The following is an 18,601-nucleotide window of genomic DNA, read 5'->3' as shown; positions in this document are numbered from 1 at the left end:
GTGGCATCCATCGAATACAGAAATACAAGAGTCGCCGAAAACCGCGAGCTCATCGAGCATCATGTCAGAGAAATTTTGCGCCTGATCGGCGAAGACGTCGACCGGGAGGGGCTGCTGGACACGCCGGCAAGGGTAACCCGCATGTATGAAGAAATATTCGCGGGCTACGACGCCAATCCAAGCGATGTGCTGGGCGTAACGTTTGACGAGCAGCACGAAGAGCTGGTGATCATCAAGGACATCATCTATTACAGCCAGTGCGAGCACCATATGGCGCCGTTTTTTGGCAAGGTGCATGTCGGCTATTTGCCGAGCGGCAAAGTGGCGGGACTGAGCAAGTTCGCCCGTCTGGTCGATGTCGTTACCCGCAAGCTGCAGGTGCAGGAGCGGATTACTTCCGAAATCGCCGACATTTTGGACGATGTGCTGAAGCCCCACGGCGTTATGGTCGTCGTTGAAGGCGAGCATATGTGCATGTGCTCCAGAGGCGTGAAAAAATACGGCAGCCAGACCGTGACTTCCGCGGTGCGCGGTTCATTCCGCACGGATGCGACGCTGCGCTCCGAATTTCTCTCATTGTTGAAATAATCGGGCTCTCAGGGGGAGTGTATGCACGGGTGACAAAGGCCTTGTGCGGCATTCCCTTTTTTTGCTTTGGCAGGCGTGTATGACTTGTTGCACCGCAATTGAATATAGTATTCTGAATTACGAAACATATAGAAAGCTTTTGACAGCAATATATATATCAGCTGCATCGAAGATTTGGAGGAACGCTTATGATGAACCTTAGAAAGCTTCGACCTGGAGAAGCGGCTTCCTCTAAAGTGAGTGAAGAACGGGACGAATTCGAACGGGATTACGCGCGGCTGATTCAATCGCCGGCTTTTCGCAGGTTGCAGGGGAAGTCGCAGGTGTTCGGCGCCGGTTCCGGCGACTATTACCGGACAAGGCTTACCCACTCGCTGGAAGTGGCGCAAATCGCCAGAGAAGTGGCGAAACGGCTGGAGCGGACGAATCCTTTTCTGAAACAGCAGGAGCATCCCGGATTAGTCATTGATCCGACCGTCGTGGAGTGCGCATCGCTTGCTCACGATTTCGGGCATCCGCCGTTCGGACATAAAGGGGAAGAAGTGCTGAATCATATTTTGCTCAGCGAACATGGGCTCAAGTATGAAGGCAACGCGCAAAATTTCCGCATTTTGATGTTTTTGGAAAAAAGAGCGGGCAGCGACAGCGGCCTCGATTTGACGTCAGCCGTCCTGCTCGGCATTAACAAATACCCTTTTTTGCTGGAAGAAGAAGGGCGGATCAAAGGCGTGTACGCGTCGGAATGGGCAGTCATTCGCGAGCTCAGGGAGCAGTGGCAGATGCCGGCAGGCTGCTCCACGCTGGAAGCCCAGCTCATGGATCTTTGCGATGACATCGCCTATTCCACGCACGACATCGAAGACGGCATCCGCGCCGGAAAAATTCAGATGAACGCGACCTTTTTCGAAGATCAGCGGCTGATCAAGCATCTGGTGCTGGAGATCGTCAGCGATCCCAACAGCAAGAAATTCGGCTGGGAACAGGTCGATATCGAGACCATGGTGCGCAAAGTGCTGTCCGATTACCTGGAGCAGTGGCAGCAAATTTTTATCGAGTGCCACCGCGAGGAGTCGAGAACCCGCAGAGAGATGAAGGCGCGCTGGGTGAGCAGCTTTGCGAACCGCCTGGACATTTTGGACGACCCCGATAAAGGTTGGAAAAAGGTGACGCTCGTCAAAGACGGAGCGGAAGATATGGATTTGCTCAGGACGATGGAAATTGTGAAAAAGCTCGCCTGGGTGACGCTGATCAAAGATTTCCGTGTCCAACGCCTGCAAAAGCGCAGCGAGATCATCGTGGAAAGCTTGTGGAACAGCTTCAAAGATCCGGAGAAAGGCCAATGGATCATTCCGCCGGATTGGATGGACAGCTACGAGCGGCACAAGGATCAATGGACATGGCCGCGTTTTATCGCGGATTATGTCTCGGGGATGACGGACGCCTACGCGGAAAAAGTATACGCGGAGCTGTTTGCAAGCAAATCGGGCTCCATTTACGAGATGGACTAGTTTTACGGCCTTGTTCGCACAGGATGCGGACAGGGCCTTTTTGTTTTCGGCGAAGCCGCCGCCGGGGAAAACGAAGACAGCGCAGCCGTTCACGGACGGGTATGGGAGCGCGCAAACCTGCACATTCTGCAGGAATGAGTCGAACCGGGAGTATATTAGAGGAATATAGTAAATGGCCGCAATAGAGGGGGATATTCCCACAGCCTCTTTATTTCTCGCCAATGTTCAATTCAACACCGCCTGTTCATTAATGCCATTTTGTTAATTCGAAATTATTACATTTGTTTCTATTTATCAACGTAATACCGTTAATATTAAGGAATTAATTTGATATAATTCAGCTAAGAAATTCAGTCAGTCTAGGAAGGTTTTAAATAATTATGAATATTTCCACTAAAGATGGGTTGGAACGCCAAAAATCGATTTTTTCGATAAAGATGGGGGAACAAATGTGGAGAAAAACACAAGAATGATGATGATTTCCATAATCGCAATTATTATCATCATAGCAAATAATGCTTTCTTTTATTATGATGTTTCAAAAAGCGCAATCCCCTACCGGCCTATGGGCTGGCGGGGATTGCTTCGATTTGATCAGAATAGTCAAAATAATGTTCCAAACCACACAATAACATATCCACCAAACCACATAATGAAAAAACTAAAGATTACAATCAGATTTCCGTATGCAAGTAATTTACTTTTGGCTTTTACTGCATAGATCAACCCAATAACGCCTAAAGGTATTGAATAAAGACACCAGATAGAGGGTAATTTTAAGATAATGTTGGGCACATAGCTTGCTAGACCCAAAATTATGCAGATGACCGATACAAGATGTTTATTCAATATGGCTATCACCTACTGGAGCAGAACATGAATTATTTTGATTTAATTCACCTAGGACTTCATCCGAAATAATTTTAAAAGGGTTACAAGGTGCCAGATTGAAATATGTCCCTATAGCATATGCTGCTAATTTTTCTTTTGTACCCATTCTGTACAAGTTGTCACCGATAGTTGTAATCAATTCTCTATCACAGCTACAAGCAAAATATCCTGTGCTGTCGTAGCATTTATCATGTACCATACAAGCGGTATCTAGTATATCAATTGGAGTCCCACTTCCATAGCCAGGCCCACACCAATTCCCATACACAGGAAAACTTATGCTTAATCCTTGCTGTGATGATCGCGACTTAAATTCTTTGTTAGCATCAATGTAAGTATTCAATATTCTGCCGATTTCAATCAAATCTGTAGAAGCACCGTCTTCTTTTGCTCTTTCAATATCAAAGTAAACCCCTTTGTTCTGAGACTTTACTACATATTTTTTAACTAATTTACTTACACCATCAAAATTGTTGCTATCAACGTCTGTAGTTGCGTATACAAGTCTATTAGGTAGAATCATGCTGAAAATAATTGCGAATACAGTAAAAACTTAATCACATTTTTAAACATCCCAAATAATCCCTCTAATAACATTTTTTTGTTGTGCAACTACATTTAGTATAATGGAAAATAATGTGATAGTAAAGGGAGTTAATTTCATAATAAAATTTGCAGCAGCGTAGCAAGAGCGAAACGTTGTGGATCGTTTTTTTTTAAAAAATTGCGCCCAAGCGGATATTTCTGTGGACAGCCTGAGATCGCGGCAATTATCCAAGCTAAGATGGTTTCAGCAATGAATAGAAGAATTCAATTCATCCATGATTTTGAGAGTATCAACTACACTATTTCGGGAGCGATGTCTGTAGATATTGTGAGGATTATTGGAAATTTGATTGACAATGCTTTTGATGAAGTTGAGAAGCTTGAAGGTGACAATCTCTGGATTGAATGTAAGTGTTTGGTTGAGGGGAAGGAGTTTCATTTCGCTGTGACAAATCCCATCCAAAGAGAGATAGATCAGAATCAGCGAACCCAATTTTTCAAAGCCGGTTATAGTTCGAAAACTGAGGGGCATCAAGGATTAGGGTTAGCTATTATTCATAATCTAATCCAAAAGTATCGCGGCGATATTAAGGTTGATTCCGATATGAATATAATCAAATTCCACATTATTCTGCCTTTAAAGGAGGGGATTGCTTGATGAATAAAGAACTGTTGGCTAGCGCTAGCTAACTACTCTTAGGTGCGGTTGACGATTGCGCCACCGTAGAACCAAGGTTCGAAGCTTGCCTTTTTAACAAACTAAAGTGGGAGGATGGCCTGCCTTTGAAGAAAACTAGATTAATCGCGATAACCCTGGCTTTAGTTGGCATTTTCGCTATAAATATTACTTATTATTCGACTACTAAAAATACCTTAATACAAGAACAACAAGATAAAATAACAACTATGGTTAATAGCATTACCATATCGATACATAATTCTAATATTGGGGAGCAACTATTTGAGGATATGCTAGGCCTTAACCTTAGAACAGCATCAATAGCTGTACAATACGCACTTCCCCCAGATATTGAGAAAGTCGACAATAACAAACTTATTGAAATAAAAAATAAATTAATGGTTGATGGTATCACTTTATTAAAGAAAAAAGATGATGATATTATTGGCTATAAATCAACAGACCCAAAAGAAATTGGCATGAGTACAAGGGGGTGGACAAATGGTTGGTTTGATGCCTTTAATCAATTATTGAATGAGCATGAGGCTAAAATTGGCGGATCATTAACATTCGGGCAATTTCTACCCGATTATTGGAGCGGGCCTTTTGATACATCTTCAACGAACAGAATTAATATAGATAAATGGGGTTATTACAATGATGGAGATACAAATTACTTAATAGATCCTTATGTTCACGATACACATTTTTTGGAATATAAAAAAGCCACAGGCGTAGAAACAACAATCTCTGAAATGATTAAAAAAAATAATTGGCTTATCGAAATTGGAGTCTTAAATCCCGTTGTTATTGGAGGACTCATTAATCAAGATCCCGAGAAACCAAATTGGTACCAAGAAAGAAAGATATTATTCGGAAGTTACTCGTACCCAGACGAAAACGTGGTAAATATAGCTTTAGACGGAATGAAGTACGGAAAAACAGTCAGTACCTTTGGACAAGTTAATGATAAAGATATCATGAGGACATATGTTCCAATAAAAAATGTCACTTTAGGTGCATATCATACGGATTTACTCTTGTGCATAGTTTCTGATTACAAAAGTATTCAACAATCATTATACAAGCAACAAATGAAATTATTCCTTATTACCTCATTAGTTACATTAATAGCTCTGATTATTTTTGTAACAATATTTCGAATTACAAACCGATCCAAGGAGGAAGCTCTTTTAAGCGCTCAAGGTATATATACAGGTAACATTCTTGGCCTTTTTAATGCAATTAAGGAACAAAGGCATGATTTCAATAATCACGTAAGTACAATTCACTCCTTGATCGAGCTTGGAAAATATGATGAATTGAAGAGTTATACAGAGGAAATTATTGGAGAAACGGTGGCGCTAAACGATATAATCATGATAGACAATCCAGCACTTTGTGCTCTAGTTCAAGCAAAGGCAGCCCTAGCGATTGATAAAAAGATCATATTCGAACATGAACTTGCCAATATGAGAGACCTAAGTGAAAGCACAGTAAAAGCCACTGATGTAGTTAAAATAATTAGTAATCTACTGGACAATGCCTTTGATGCAACAATTATGTCGAAAGAAAAGAAGGTAATACTTACTGGTTCCATAGTAAATGGTCGGCTTAAAATTAGCGTATTTAATACTGGCGAGCCAATCCCTGTAGAAATCAGCGAGAAAATTTTCGAATCAGGCTTTTCAACAAAAGGAGACGGGAATTTTGGATTGGGGTTAGCTATTGTAACTAAACTAGTAAAAAAATATCAAGGAACTATACAGCTCTTAACTACAAATGAAGGTAATGAATTTAATTTGCATATAGTACTATGAGTTTGATTTATATTTCAATTTACAAATCAGTGAATATTATTCTCTGGAGGAACTTATGAAAAGAAGGAATATATACTTGGATTATAGCCATTTCTTTACGATTAGACGTGTTATCAGAAGAGATAAGTGCTTATTTTTTCATCGTCTTAAAAATTCGATACATGCTAGTCCTCCTGAAATTATGCTATGGTAAATACTTACCATTTAAAAACGATAGCAGCAAGTCGAGCATGTAAGATAATCAACGGATCATGTGACATTGAAAATGTTTGTGGCAAAAAAATTGACCCCATCAGGGGCCGAGGTTTATAGGGAGGAGGAAATACCGGAATCAATGGGCGCGGGATTGGAAATTCCCCGCAAAAAGCCGAGCGTTCTGCTCAAATAAGTTTGGGGCTCGGCACGATAGAGCAGTTCATGCTGCGCATTTTGCAAAATCCACAGCTTCGTCTTCGAGTGGTCGGTTTGCTTCGCGTACATGTCCTCGATCAGGTCATAAGGCGCCTTGCTGTCGTCGGTTCCGTGAATGAAGAAGATCGGCATGTCGTATGAAGTGCTTGTGACCTTGTTGTAAGGCACTTCCTTAAGGCTTACCCCGTTAAGCAGCGGAAAAAACAAGCGGACGAGCGGCAGCGAAGGGAACCTGGGAAGGTTGACGTACTGTTTCATATTGTGGTACAGCGTATCGGGGTTCAGCAGGAAGGTGCTGTCCAGAATCATGCCGGATATGTCGCTGCCGCTTTGCAGAGCGGCTTGCAGCGCAGTTCCGGCGCCCATGGAGAAGCCCCAAATATAAATCTGCCCGCCGGACAGCTGTTTGATATAGTCGATGGCTCCCAGCAGCTCTTGCGATTCTTGAATGCCGCCGGTCATAACGCGGCTGTTGCCCGGTTGGACATAACCGTAATCGAACATCAAAACGTTGTATTGCTGCTTATGCAGCTCGCGGGCTAACGTATAGATCGGAACCCATAGTTCTTCGCGGTTGCCTCCGTAGCCGTGCGAGAAAATAACGGTTCTATCCGAATTGCCGGGAATAAGCCAGCCTTCAAGCGTAGAGGAGCCGTTGCGGCTAGGAAAACTCACGTTCGAGTAGTGCAGGCCGACAGCCTGCATTGGATTGGAGTGCAGCGGATCGATGTGCGGCCGCGCCAAAGTCCAGGCGATATAAGCGTGGAAAGAGAGCAATAAGCTCATGCAGAGCAGCAAAAATGAAATCAGGATGGTCGTAATCAGCCGTTTTTTGCGCAGGAGCGGTACTGTTGCCGCCTGCTCCAAAGGAGGGTGAAGAGATCCGGGTGTTACAGAAGTAGTAGACATGAAGCGTCCCTCCTTGCATGAAAAATATTCGATTTTACAAAATATTCTGATTAGTACCTCTTTAATTTAATGTTAATCTGTATGCGCTTACAAGTCAATCGGCGCACGGAATTTGTAAGCCTGCTGTAACGATCCTGTAATAATGGAACCTTCCGAACGGGGAGGGAGAGGAGTATTGGCTCGGGCAGAAAAAAACCTCCACAACCACCGTAAAAGGGTGGAGATGGAGGCTCGTATCAATGCGCCGACGCTTGTAAAATCCAAGGGCCCATCAGCTTGGCGGTATCGTTCAAAATCGTCAAATGTTTCTCGCCGGGCACGATTTCCGTCGATGATTGCCGGCTTACCTGCGTTGCCAGACCGGCGAATGCAGCTACTTTTTGCGGATCCATGATTTCATCCTCAGCCCCGACCCATAACCCGAAAGGCTTGCCGATTCGGGCAACTTCCTGCGACGGCTTCGAAGGATTGAGCGCCAGCGCCATATTGACGCTGTTGTACTGGACGAGCCCGATGCTCGACTTCAATTGTTCCTCCGAGTAGTTGTACCGGACACCGACGGCATGCCCCTTGAGCAGCCCGCCGGTCAGAGCGTTGGCTACGAACGCTTTGACGCATACGGTCGCGAAATTCCCGTTGCCCTCTTTCATGGTGTTGGATTTCGGACCGAAATCCGGCGAGACGAACAAATAGCCGTTCACGGATTCGGGATGCGGCGAATTGATATAATTGACCACTAACCCCGCTCCCGCGGAATGCCCGCCCAAAAATACAGGCACGGAGGGAAATTGGCGGTGCGCAGCGTCAATGATGCTTGTGACATCATCGTACACCTGCTGGACGCTTGGCGCGTCTCCCCGGGGACCTTCGGACAAGCCATGACCTCTAATGTCCGGCAAATACGTGGCAATTCCGAAATTTTGACTCAGCTCTTCCCCTATTGGCTGATAGCCTGCTCCGCTATTCGCGCCCGAACCGTGATAGAAAATGACAACAGCTTTCGGGTTTGCGGGAACGTACGCCCGGTAAGCCAGACGAATATGATCATTCGCGTCCGCATATTGCACATGATCCGCAGCGGACGGCTTCCCGCCGTTCGAGTCCGACTGGCCGAGGCCGCTTGTCGACACGTCGGAAACTACGTTTTCAGAAAACGTACAGGAAGAGAGAGGGGTAGCCGCGTAAGTGATTGTGGCGATCGAGACGATAACTATAATAGCAAGGATGATTAGCAGCAGTCGCTTGATCAGTTTCATCGTTGCAGCAACTCCTCCCCGCCGTGGCTTGGGTTCTGCGCACGGCGATTGTCAGATTGTCATCTTAAGCCGAACCAATTTTTCGCTTCTGAGCCGCTTAGTCTCCAAATAACGAGCACCGGCAAAATAACACCTAGCAAAAACCCGAGACTCTGCCAGACGGCAAATTCGATTAACCGCAGCGCGATCATCACGATAGAGAGCGAGACGGCAAAACTGCGCCGGGACGCGTGGGGTTCGCTAAGACGGGCTCCGACCCATATTGAGGCGGCGCCGACGACGATCATGGCCAGGCACAGCATTTTTTTAACCGCTCCTTCGCTGCCTAGCGAATAGATGCCGTTCACAATGTTCACAGCCGCCGCCAAGTACATCAAAACCTGGGCGAACGTGACTGCTGCCGGTTTTTTGGCGCTGGCCTGCATTCCGTTTGTCATACGGATTCCTCCTTGCCGTTAACAGATTCCCCGAGCAGCGATGCCTCGGCTTGGTCGCACCAATCCAGGACCGCTTCCGCGAACCCGATTCCATAGCGCTGCAGCAGCAGCGGTCCTGCGAGGGAGGAGTCTTCCTTCGGACTTTCCCACGTGCTTCCCGGCTGGGTTCCTTTAATTGCGTTCAAAAACCAGGTGAAACTTTCCCGTCTTTCCCGGATCAAATGCAGCAGCAGCTCCGGCCCTTCCTGGGCGGCAAATAAAAATTTGACCAGATTCTCATCGCGAATCTGCAAATGGGCGGACGGGCTGACAAGCCATTTGCGGAGAGCTTCTCGGCCCGTGCCCGTCAACTGCCACCGCTGGCGCGACCTGGGGCCCTCGACGCCGTTGGGCGCTTCGATCAGCCCCAGATCCTCAAGTATTTTCAGCTGGGGATACAGCTGCCCGTCACTGATGCCCCAGAAAAAGCGAACCGATCGTTTCGCGGCCTCGCGAATTTCGTAACCGCTTCGCGGCTGCAAAGAAAGAAAACCCAATATCGTCCATGCAGTCGAGGTAAGTTCGAAATTATCCGCAGCCGGCCGCGCCGATGCTGAAGCCGGCTCCGTTATGTCGTTATTTTTCATAAAAGTTCACCCGGCTTTTGTTTAATGTCTCTTCAAGAGATATCATCTCACTGCGGATTATCTTTTGTCAAGCCTCCGGAATTTGCGCTATGCAGCCAAAATTCGGTAATCGTTAAGGAGCCTGACTACAGCGCCAAGAGCTTGACTATAGCACCAAGGAGCTTGACTACAGTACCAAGGAGCTTGGCAACATTGCCAAGGGCCTGACTACAGGAAATATGCTGCACCTGACCGTGAAATTTATACATATTTTGGGGATTGAAAGGCCGTGGCCACTTGTACGCCAAAATCGCTGGCGTCACCTAGGAAACCCGCAAAGTCAGTGTGCTCGAGAAAATCGCGGCACTCTGTTTTAAGGTAGCCAGAAGAAGAAGAAGGCAATTTCGGGTGAGGCCGTTCGTGAAGGTGCTAAGCGATCATAGCAGCGCGAACCTGCGAAAGCGAGAGTGTTGAAAAAAAACAGCCAGGGAGGCAAATCTGCTTATCAACTCGGGGAAAACCTGCGAAGATGTGCAGGACGCGGCGGGGAAATCCATGGGACTTTCTCAACAGCTTGGATTGTGGAGGAATTTTCGCAAGCTGAAGCACGAGTGTGGGATGAAAAACTCTCACATTTCGGGTTGCGCAGACCCCCTCCACGTCATAGCCGGGCGGACCATCTGTCCAGACCCTCCCACGCCAGAGCCGGGCGGACCATCTGTCCAGACCCTCCCATGCCAAAGCCGGCCGCACCATTTGCCTGGTTGCGCGAAGAAAACCTGCAAAAGTACAGTTTTTGCTCGATAGATGCGCTGACCAGGATAAATTCCTGCAAATGTGCAGGCTTTTCGCCGCGAACATGGGCTCAGATTCATTTTTATCGAAAATTCCTGCACAATTGCAGGCTTTTTGCCAAAATGAACTACTTTTGCGGAAAAAACCTGCACTTTTGCAGGTTTTCCCCAACCAATCGTCTTGTGCCCCCTTCCTCAGAGCCGCAACCCGTGCAAGAGATGAGTATGTTGGGGAAGAAGGCCGTCCCTCAGGTTACTCAATCCCGCCGTTTTATCAAGCATCTGATTTCTACAGGTTTTCTACGTGCCTAAGTGGACGTGCCGTCTCCCAGCAAGCGAGTTTTTCAATAGGCGGGTTTTCGCGGCTTGCTACCCGGCGGCACCCGGGCTGGCAAGCCGCTTCACAAACAAACAGCCCGCGCAGGGCTTCGAGTGGGCAATGAACTTGTCGGAGCCAGCCGTTTAATTCGATGTTTTCAACGGGACGAGAATGTCTGCAAAACGGACATGGAAGTGCCGAAATATGGCTGTTGTGGAGCTGCTCGACGGCCGATTAACAATGGTTGCGTATATGCGGCTGTTATTGGTATACTAGAAGGAACTCAGTTTCATATGGTGAAACAACCTTGCTATGAGAGCGGTGTTTAGTAATGGAAGATGGCAAGCTGACAGTTCGCGCCGTTGAGCGCGCTTTAGATATTTTGCTTTGTTTTACGGGGGCGTCCGAATTAACGCTGACCGAAATCGCCAGCCGGGTAGAACTGCACAAAAGCACCGTGCACCGCCTGCTGGCCTCGCTGGAAGGCAAGGGCTTCATCATGCGCGATGCCGCGACGGATAAATACCGGCTCGGCTACCGTCTCTGGGAGCTGTCCGCGAATTTGTCGCAGGACGGCGACCCCGGCCTCATTCTGCTGCCGGAGATGGAGCAGCTGCGCGCCCAGCTCGGCGAGACGATCTCGCTGTACGTGCAGGACGGCCTCGAGCGCGTGCGCATCCAGGCCGTGCAGAGCAACCACGCCATTCGCCGCGTTGCCCCTGTCGGGGCGCGAATGCCGCTTTACGTCGGCGCCTCGAGCAAGGTGCTCGTCGCCTTTGCCGAGCCTGCGCTGCAGGAGCGCCTGTTGTCCTCGGCCGATTGGCCGGCCGGGCTGGACAAGGCTGCGTTCCGGCAGCAGCTCGGCGAAACAAGACGGCTCGGCTACGCCACGAGCGTCGAAGAGCGCGAACCCGGTGCGGCGGCAGTGTCCGCACCGATTCTTGACCGCGGGGGGCGCCTTGTCGCCGCCCTCGCGGTGTCCGGCCCAGCGAACAGGCTCACGCTGGAGCTGATGCAAGAGCAGGCGCCGCTGATCATGGAAGCGGCGCGGCATATGGGTACGATGCTGCGCTAGGAGCCTATCCGACGGAGTTGCTTTTGTGCATACCGGGTGACTAATGACTGCATACATTACCGCTCACGCCGCATAATTGCTGTCATTTTGCATATTGTGTTTCATCGGACAGACTCGCAGGAGCCTGTCCGGCGGAGTTGGCGGTCAATCGTCGGCATTCCCTCATCCGAAGGCGGGATGAGGGATGTTTTGCTTCCGGCGGGCCATACTAGAAGATGGAAGGGAGTGGCTTCACCGATGCGCAATACGGCATCCATGCTGGCGATCTGGATCAGCCTGGCGAGCAACATCGTGCTGACCGCCATCAAAATCGTCGTCGGCATCGTGTTCAAAAGCCAGGTGCTGATCGCCGACGGTATCCATAACGCGGGAGACGTTATTGCTTCGGCCACCGCGTACAGCTCCATGCGCGTGTCGAACAAACCGGCCGATGAAGATCACCCTTACGGGCACGGCAAGGCGGAGGTGCTGGGGGCTTTTATCGTGGCGATTATTTTGGGCGGCGCGGCTCTGTACATGGGCTATCACTCCATTCGCGCGCTGTTCGAAACGCCGGAGCAGGCGCACGTTATCGCTTTTGCAGCCGCAGTGGTCTCCTTGATCTGGAAACAGCTCTTATACATGTATACCATACGCGTCGGGCGTCAAACGAACAGCAAAGGCCTGATCGCCACGGCTTACGACCATCTTGCGGATGTGTATGCTTCCATAGCCGCTTCCGTGGGGATCGGGCTGGCGCTGCTCGGAGACCGTTTCGATATCCGGCTGCTCAGTTACGGGGATCCCGTCGCAGGGATGATCGTCTCGTTTCTGGTGCTGAAATTGGCCTATGGAATGGGCAGCGAATCGTTCGACGTGCTGATGGAGCGAAGCGTGAGCGCGAAGCAAATCGAACAGTACGCCGCGCTGATCCGCTCTGTGCCGGAGGTCCGGAGAATCGATCGCCTGCGTGCGCGGGAGCACGGCCATTACATATTGGTAGACGCCCGGATCGGCGTTTCGGGGAATTTGACGATCCAGGAAGGGCACGATATCAGCCGTTTGATCAAAAAGAAAATACAGGACGCGCATGCGGACGTAGACGAGGTGCTTGTGCATCTGAACCCGTGGTACGAAGACGAATCCACGGCTCCTCGTCCGGCTAAATAGGAGTCTGTCCGACTATTTTGCATAAATATACCTTCCACTGAGTTCATCGGACAGACTCCCAGCGCAGGGCCTGAACACAAAAAAATCCGGGTTTGCCAAAACGGCAATCCCGGATTTTTTGCGTGTCGAACGATTATTTCTTTTCAGCGATGATTTGACGGAGAACGGTTTGCAGAATACCGCCGTTGCGGTAGTAGTCTACGTCAACCATGCTGTCCAGACGCACGAGGGCGTCGAATGCGAATGTAGAGCCGTCTTCGCGGGCAGCTGTCACTTTTACAGTGGAGCCCGGTTGAACGTCGTTGCTGAGGCCCGTGATGTCGAATGTTTCACGGCCTGTGATGCCGAGAGACTTCCAGCTTTCGCCGTTCACGAATTGGAGAGGCAGTACGCCCATGCCGACCAGGTTACTGCGGTGAATACGCTCGAAGCTTTCTGCGATAACGGCTTTTACGCCGAGCAGGAACGTACCTTTGGCCGCCCAGTCACGGGAGCTACCTGTACCGTACTCTTTACCGGCGATAACGACAAGGTTCGTGCCGGCATCTTGATATTTCATGGAAGCGTCATAGATGGATTCAACTTCGCCGGTTGGCAGGTAAGTCGTTACGCCGCCCTCAGTTCCCGGCGCCACTTGGTTGCGAATACGGATGTTTGCGAACGTTCCGCGCATCATCACTTCGTGGTTGCCGCGGCGGGAGCCGTAGGAGTTGAAGTCTTCTTTTTTCACGCCGTGCTCGATCAGATATTTGCCTCCAGGGCTGTCAACTTTGATGTTGCCGGCAGGGGAGATATGGTCCGTTGTTACGGAATCGCCCATGAGTGCCAAAGTTTTCGCGCCGCGGATATCGGCGATATCGTCAAGAACCGTACCCAGATCCGTAAAGAACGGAGGCTCTTGAATGTACGTGGAGTTGGTATCGAACTCGTACAGATCGCCTTCCGGAACCGCGATTTGATTGAAGCGCTCGTTCGCGCGGAATACGTTGTTGTATTTGTCGCGGAACATGTCTGCATTCAGAGCGGTGCTCAGCGCTTCTTGAATCTCTTGGTTTGTAGGCCAGATATCTTTCAGGTATACAGGTTTGTCGTTTTGGTCGTAACCGATAGGATCTTTTGCCAAGTCGATGTTTACTGTTCCTGCAAGCGCATAGGCAACTACAAGCGGCGGAGAAGCCAGGTAGTTCGCTTTTACTTGAGCGTGAACGCGGCCTTCGAAGTTACGGTTGCCGGAAAGCACGGCAGCTACCGTCATATCGTTGTCTGCGATCGCTTTGCTTACTTCGTCCGGAAGCGGACCGGAGTTACCGATACAAGTTGCGCAGCCGTAGCCTGCAACATGGAAGCCGAGCGCTTCAAGAGACTCGAGCAAGCCTGCTTTGATCAGGTACTCGGTAACGACCAGGGAACCCGGAGTCAGCGAGCTTTTTACGTACGCCGGTTTTTTCAGGCCGAGGGCAACGGCTTTCTTCGCCACAAGTCCTGCGCCAAGCATAACGCTAGGGTTGGATGTATTCGTACAGGAAGTGATCGCTGCGATAACGACTGCGCCCGTACCCATTTTTACCGTTTCGTTAGGGTAGGTTACATCGATGACTTCCGCGATTTTTTCTTCAGTCAGGCCGTATCCGCCTTTGTCGATCGGCGTACGGATGATGGAGTTGAAGGACTCCTTCATGTTCGTAAGCTCGATGCGGTCTTGAGGACGTTTAGGACCTGCCAAGCTTGGTACGACTTGGCTCAGATCAAGCTCGATGACGTCTGTGAACACAGGGTCAGGAGTAGCGTCCGTGCGGAACATGCCTTGCGCTTTATAGTAAGCTTCGACCAGCGCGATTTGCTCTTCTTCGCGGCCTGTGCCTCTCAGGTAGTTCAAAGTTTCGCTATCAACCGGGAAGAAACCGATTGTCGCGCCGTATTCAGGAGCCATGTTGGCAACTGTTGCGCGGTCAGCCAGGGAGATGTTGCTGAGGCCAGGGCCGTAGAATTCTACGAATTTGCCTACTACGCCTTTTTTGCGCAGCATTTGGGTAACGGTCAGCGCCAGGTCGGTTGCAGTTGCGCCTTCAGCCAGGCTGCCTGTCAATTTGAAGCCGATAACTTCAGGTGCTACGAAGTAAAGAGGTTGTCCGAGCATGCCGGCTTCCGCCTCGATACCGCCGACGCCCCAGCCTACGACGCCAAGGCCGTTGATCATCGTTGTATGGGAGTCGGTACCTACGAGCGAGTCCGGATATACGACGGTTTCGCCGTCAACGGTTTTGGTCGCTGCAACGGATGCCAAATACTCCAAGTTAACCTGGTGAACGATACCAGTTGAAGGAGGCACGGCACGGAAATTGTCAAATGCGGTTTGTGCCCAGCGGAGGAATCGGTAGCGCTCTTCGTTTCTTTCGAATTCCAGGTTGATGTTCGTGTTCAAAGCGTCCGGAGATCCGAAAGCGTCAACCATGACGGAGTGGTCGATAACGAGGTCAACCGGTACAAGCGGGTTGATCCGTTTAGGGTCTCCGCCTTCACGGGCCATTGTCGCGCGCATTGCCGCAAGGTCAACGACGACAGGTACGCCTGTGAAGTCTTGAAGAACGATACGGGCAGGAATGAAAGGAATTTCTTTGTTTTCATCGCGGCCATTAGCCCAGCCGGCAATTTGTTTGACGTGTTCGTTCGTGATCGCTCTGCCGTCGAATTGGCGGACAGCCGCTTCGAGCAGTACCTTAATGGAAAACGGCAAGTTGCTGATCGTGCCGTTGCCCTGATTTTCAAAGTCAGGCAAGCTGTAATACTGGAAAGTCTTGCTTCCGACGTTCAACTGCTTGCGTACGGAAAAAGAGTCCTTGTTAGACATGATGTTTCCTCCTCAATTAAACTTCATTCGTTTCATTAGATGAAACTGAATTTCATTATACCCTCTGTTTCAAGTATACCGTCTTACATTGTTCCCGTAAAGGATTATTTAGCACTATTTTGTAAAGTAACTCTTCGTTTATTCCATGTTTAAATCATTTTTCATCTAAAAAAAACATATATTGAATCAAATTCATGCTTGCTCGGAGGTACAAAGCCATGTCCTGGAAACCGGCGCTCTATAACTACGTTCACGCCAAAAATCAGGCGGAGCTGCGATGCTCGGCCGAATCGCTAACAGCTTTTGTCGCAGACAGCGCTTATATCGGGATGCAGGAGGCCAGATTGGGGCGGCTGTCCCGCAGCTATCAGGACCGCAACGCGGTTCCGCTGCGCAGTGAAACGAAGCTTCGCCTTACCCGCGTCAAAGAAACGGCGCACGGCGTCATCGCCGATATCGAGCTGCGCCGTCAGCTGCTTTACCGGATCGGCTCCGCCCGGCATACCGAACAGCGGATTGAAGCGGAACGAGTGCTGCTTGACCCGATCGCCGGAAAATGGCTTGTCAGAAGCGCGGAAATGCTCGGACACGAGAAATCCATGCCGGCGGGGCAGCCCGGAACTTTCTTTTCCGACCAGGTGGAAGAACCGGTCCTTACGAACCGTTCTCCGTCGCTCCCGTATCTCAACCATAGTATACTCAACAGCGGTGAAACCCTTCCAAGGAAAATCCGATACAATCGGGAAAAAGCGGTCGAATACGCGCAAACGTGGTGGAGTACGGCGAATCCGAAATATTTGGAATATGAAGTGGATTGTACGAATTATGTATCTCAGTGCCTCTTTGCAGGCGGGGCGCCGATGGACTATACTGGGAAAAGGGGAGCGGGCTGGTGGTACTCGGGAAAAAAGGGCTCCCAGGAGCTTTGGAGCTACAGTTGGGCTGTTGCCCACAGCCTGCAATCGTTCGTGCCGAACAGCCGACGGGGATTGCAAGGTGTTGCGGTGACCGATCCCACAGAGCTGAGACCCGGCGATATGATAAGCTACGATTGGGACGGCAACGGACGGTGTCAACACAACACGTTCGTCACGTCCATGGATGCCAACGGCATGCCGCTGGTCAATGCGCATACCTATAACAGCCGCGACCGTTATTGGGACTACCGGGATTCGCCGGCTTGGAACGAACGTACGCGTTACGTATTTGTTCGAATTGCCGATGACATGTAGTAGATTATGAAGTAGGAATACTAGACGGAGGTACGTAATGAACCGCAAAATACGAGTAGGGCTGATTTACGGTGGAAAATCGGGAGAGCATGATGTGTCTTTGCAAACCGCGCTCGCCGTTATGAAAGCGTTGGATTTCAATAAATATGAAATAACTCCATTCTATATATCGAAGCAGGGAGAATGGAAGAGCGGGGCTCAGCTTCAAGCCCCTCCGGCCAATGTGCAGGCGTTGACTTTCGGCCAATCCGCGGCCTCCTCCGGCGCCAAGGGCTCCAACGCGCTGGCCCCAATCTTCGGTTCGCTGTCAGCCAAGGGCGAAGTCCACATTTCCGCAAAAAGCGCCGATAGTGCGGCACAGGCTCCGTCTGCGGGCCTTGATGTCGTATTTCCGCTGCTCCACGGCACCTTCGGCGAGGACGGCACGATTCAGGGAATGCTGGAAATAGCGAACATTCCGTACGTGGGGGCGGGCGTTCTTGCTTCCGCCGTAGGCATGGATAAAGTAATGATGAAAAAAGTGTTCGCGCAGGAGGGGCTGCCGCAGTGCGTGTTCCGCTATTTCACCCGTAAGCAATGGGAAAAGGACCGGACCTATCATCTGCTGGAGCTCGAAACCGCGATCGGGTATCCGTGCTTCGTCAAGCCGGCTAATCTGGGTTCCAGCGTCGGCATCACCAAAGCGAGAAATCAGGAGGAGCTGATCAAAGCCGTTGCATTCGCTTTCCAATATGACCGCAAGGTGATCGTCGAGGAAAACATCGATGCGCGGGAAATCGAGGTCAGCGTGCTCGGCAACGAGGAGCCGCAGGCGTCCGTCCCGGGCGAGATCGTTTCTTCGAATGAATTTTACGATTACAAAGCAAAATACATTGACGGCAAATCCGCCATGATCATTCCTGCGGAAATTCCCCAGGAGACGGCGGACCAGCTTCGAGAACTGGCTATCCGCACTTTTCAGGCCGTGGATGGCAGCGGCTTGTCCCGCGTTGACTTTTTCCTCGGCAAAGCCGATAACAAAGTGTATGTCAACGAGATCAACACCATGCCGGGTTTCACCCCATTCAGCATGTACCCGCTATTATGGAAAGAATCCGGCAAGCCTTACGGCGAACTGCTGGACGATTTGATCCATTTGGCGATCGAGCGGCATCAAGCGAAGCAAGCGATTCAATATACTTTTGATGTGGAGTAGATGAAGCTATGGGATTTCAAACCGAGTTCAATTCCGTCTGCAAATTCAAATCCGGTCAGGAGCTCTACGAGCTGCTTGAGTACGGCCGCGGCAAAATGGTGAAAAGCGGGTTCCGGGTATTTCCCACCGGACAAAAGGTCATCGCCTACACGCCTGACAACCAGGCTATCGCGATCGTCAAAATCGTCGCTTCCATCGCCGAAATCAATTTCCAGGGCGAAGAAGTGACGCAGGTCGAGATGGAGCTGGTGCGCCGGCTGAACGAAGAGGAAGCGCGCATTCAAACGGCGCTGGCGCACGAAATGTTTTTTGGCGAGCAGCAGCAATAAAACGGCATGA

The 18,601-nt window shown here is 49.8% G+C and carries 15 protein-coding genes; 9 read left to right on the top strand and 6 right to left on the bottom strand.

The window, feature by feature from the left end; translation table 11 throughout:
- Complete coding sequence (gene folE, locus AC3G2T_RS21390; RefSeq protein ID WP_474685330.1) at window positions 1-588, top strand: GTP cyclohydrolase I FolE; 588 nt, start codon at window positions 1-3, stop codon at window positions 586-588.
- Between the two features lie 191 nt (window positions 589-779).
- Window positions 780-2,096, top strand: coding sequence for a deoxyguanosinetriphosphate triphosphohydrolase family protein (locus tag AC3G2T_RS21385; RefSeq protein WP_488436918.1), 1,317 nt, complete (start codon window positions 780-782; stop codon window positions 2,094-2,096).
- A gap of 841 nt (window positions 2,097-2,937) precedes the next feature.
- Here AC3G2T_RS21385 and AC3G2T_RS21380 read toward each other — a convergent pair.
- On the bottom strand, window positions 2,938-3,510 hold the full coding sequence (locus AC3G2T_RS21380; RefSeq protein WP_488436825.1) for a phospholipase A2 family protein: 573 nt from the start codon (window positions 3,508-3,510) through the stop codon (window positions 2,938-2,940).
- A 273-nt stretch (window positions 3,511-3,783) separates the two neighbouring features.
- On the opposite strand from AC3G2T_RS21380, the gene AC3G2T_RS21375 reads away from it, so the two are divergent.
- Together AC3G2T_RS21375 and AC3G2T_RS21370 are read left to right on the top strand one after the other, a co-directional pair.
- The gene (locus tag AC3G2T_RS21375) at window positions 3,784-4,191 is read left to right on the top strand and encodes a sensor histidine kinase (protein ID WP_488436824.1); all 408 of its coding nucleotides are present in this window, start codon (window positions 3,784-3,786) and stop codon (window positions 4,189-4,191) included.
- 125 nt (window positions 4,192-4,316) lie between these two features.
- Window positions 4,317-6,032 carry a sensor histidine kinase gene (locus AC3G2T_RS21370; protein ID WP_488436823.1) on the top strand — a complete coding sequence of 572 codons (1,716 nt, stop codon included), beginning with the start codon at window positions 4,317-4,319 and terminating at the stop codon, window positions 6,030-6,032.
- 306 nt (window positions 6,033-6,338) lie between these two features.
- Here the strand turns inward: AC3G2T_RS21370 and AC3G2T_RS21365 are convergent, their stop codons facing one another.
- The 4 genes from AC3G2T_RS21365 to AC3G2T_RS21350 all read right to left on the bottom strand — a co-directional run bounded on the left by AC3G2T_RS21365 (window position 6,339) and on the right by AC3G2T_RS21350 (window position 9,671).
- Complete coding sequence (locus AC3G2T_RS21365; RefSeq protein WP_488436822.1) at window positions 6,339-7,352, bottom strand: alpha/beta hydrolase; 1,014 nt, start codon at window positions 7,350-7,352, stop codon at window positions 6,339-6,341.
- Between the two features lie 236 nt (window positions 7,353-7,588).
- Window positions 7,589-8,608, bottom strand: a complete 1,020-nt coding sequence (locus tag AC3G2T_RS21360) for an alpha/beta fold hydrolase (RefSeq protein ID WP_488436821.1) — start codon at window positions 8,606-8,608, stop codon at window positions 7,589-7,591.
- Window positions 8,609-8,667: 59 nt separating this feature from the next.
- Window positions 8,668-9,045, bottom strand: coding sequence for a hypothetical protein (locus AC3G2T_RS21355; RefSeq protein WP_488436820.1), 378 nt, complete (start codon window positions 9,043-9,045; stop codon window positions 8,668-8,670).
- A complete protein-coding gene (locus tag AC3G2T_RS21350; protein WP_474685320.1) occupies window positions 9,042-9,671 on the bottom strand; it encodes a PadR family transcriptional regulator in 630 nt (209 codons plus the stop codon). The genes AC3G2T_RS21355 and AC3G2T_RS21350 overlap by 4 nt, the downstream gene beginning before the upstream one ends.
- A 1,423-nt stretch (window positions 9,672-11,094) precedes the next feature.
- Between AC3G2T_RS21350 and AC3G2T_RS21345 the strand changes: the two genes are divergently transcribed.
- Together AC3G2T_RS21345 and AC3G2T_RS21340 are read left to right on the top strand one after the other, a co-directional pair.
- Complete coding sequence (locus AC3G2T_RS21345; RefSeq protein WP_474685319.1) at window positions 11,095-11,838, top strand: IclR family transcriptional regulator; 744 nt, start codon at window positions 11,095-11,097, stop codon at window positions 11,836-11,838.
- A 237-nt stretch (window positions 11,839-12,075) separates the two neighbouring features.
- A complete protein-coding gene (locus tag AC3G2T_RS21340) occupies window positions 12,076-12,987 on the top strand; it encodes a cation diffusion facilitator family transporter (protein ID WP_488436819.1) in 912 nt (303 codons plus the stop codon).
- Between the two features lie 133 nt (window positions 12,988-13,120).
- Here AC3G2T_RS21340 and acnA read toward each other — a convergent pair whose 3' ends face one another.
- A complete protein-coding gene (acnA, locus tag AC3G2T_RS21335; protein ID WP_488436818.1) occupies window positions 13,121-15,835 on the bottom strand; it encodes an aconitate hydratase AcnA in 2,715 nt (904 codons plus the stop codon).
- A 218-nt stretch (window positions 15,836-16,053) separates the two neighbouring features.
- Between acnA and AC3G2T_RS21330 the strand changes: the two genes are divergently transcribed.
- The 3 genes from AC3G2T_RS21330 to AC3G2T_RS21320 are packed head-to-tail and all read left to right on the top strand — an operon-like array spanning window position 16,054 to window position 18,591.
- Window positions 16,054-17,067, top strand: coding sequence for an amidase domain-containing protein (locus AC3G2T_RS21330; protein ID WP_488436817.1), 1,014 nt, complete (start codon window positions 16,054-16,056; stop codon window positions 17,065-17,067).
- Between the two features lie 37 nt (window positions 17,068-17,104).
- The gene (locus AC3G2T_RS21325; protein ID WP_488436816.1) at window positions 17,105-18,262 is read left to right on the top strand and encodes a D-alanine--D-alanine ligase; all 1,158 of its coding nucleotides are present in this window, start codon (window positions 17,105-17,107) and stop codon (window positions 18,260-18,262) included.
- 8 nt (window positions 18,263-18,270) lie between these two features.
- Window positions 18,271-18,591 (top strand): hypothetical protein, encoded by a 321-nt coding sequence (locus AC3G2T_RS21320; RefSeq protein ID WP_474685314.1) that lies wholly within the window; start codon window positions 18,271-18,273, stop codon window positions 18,589-18,591.
- Window positions 18,592-18,601: the final 10 nt, after the last annotated feature.

It is taken from the genome of Paenibacillus sp. sgz302191 (assembly GCF_057749925.1).
This window is presented reverse-complemented; position numbering and strand designations above follow the sequence as displayed.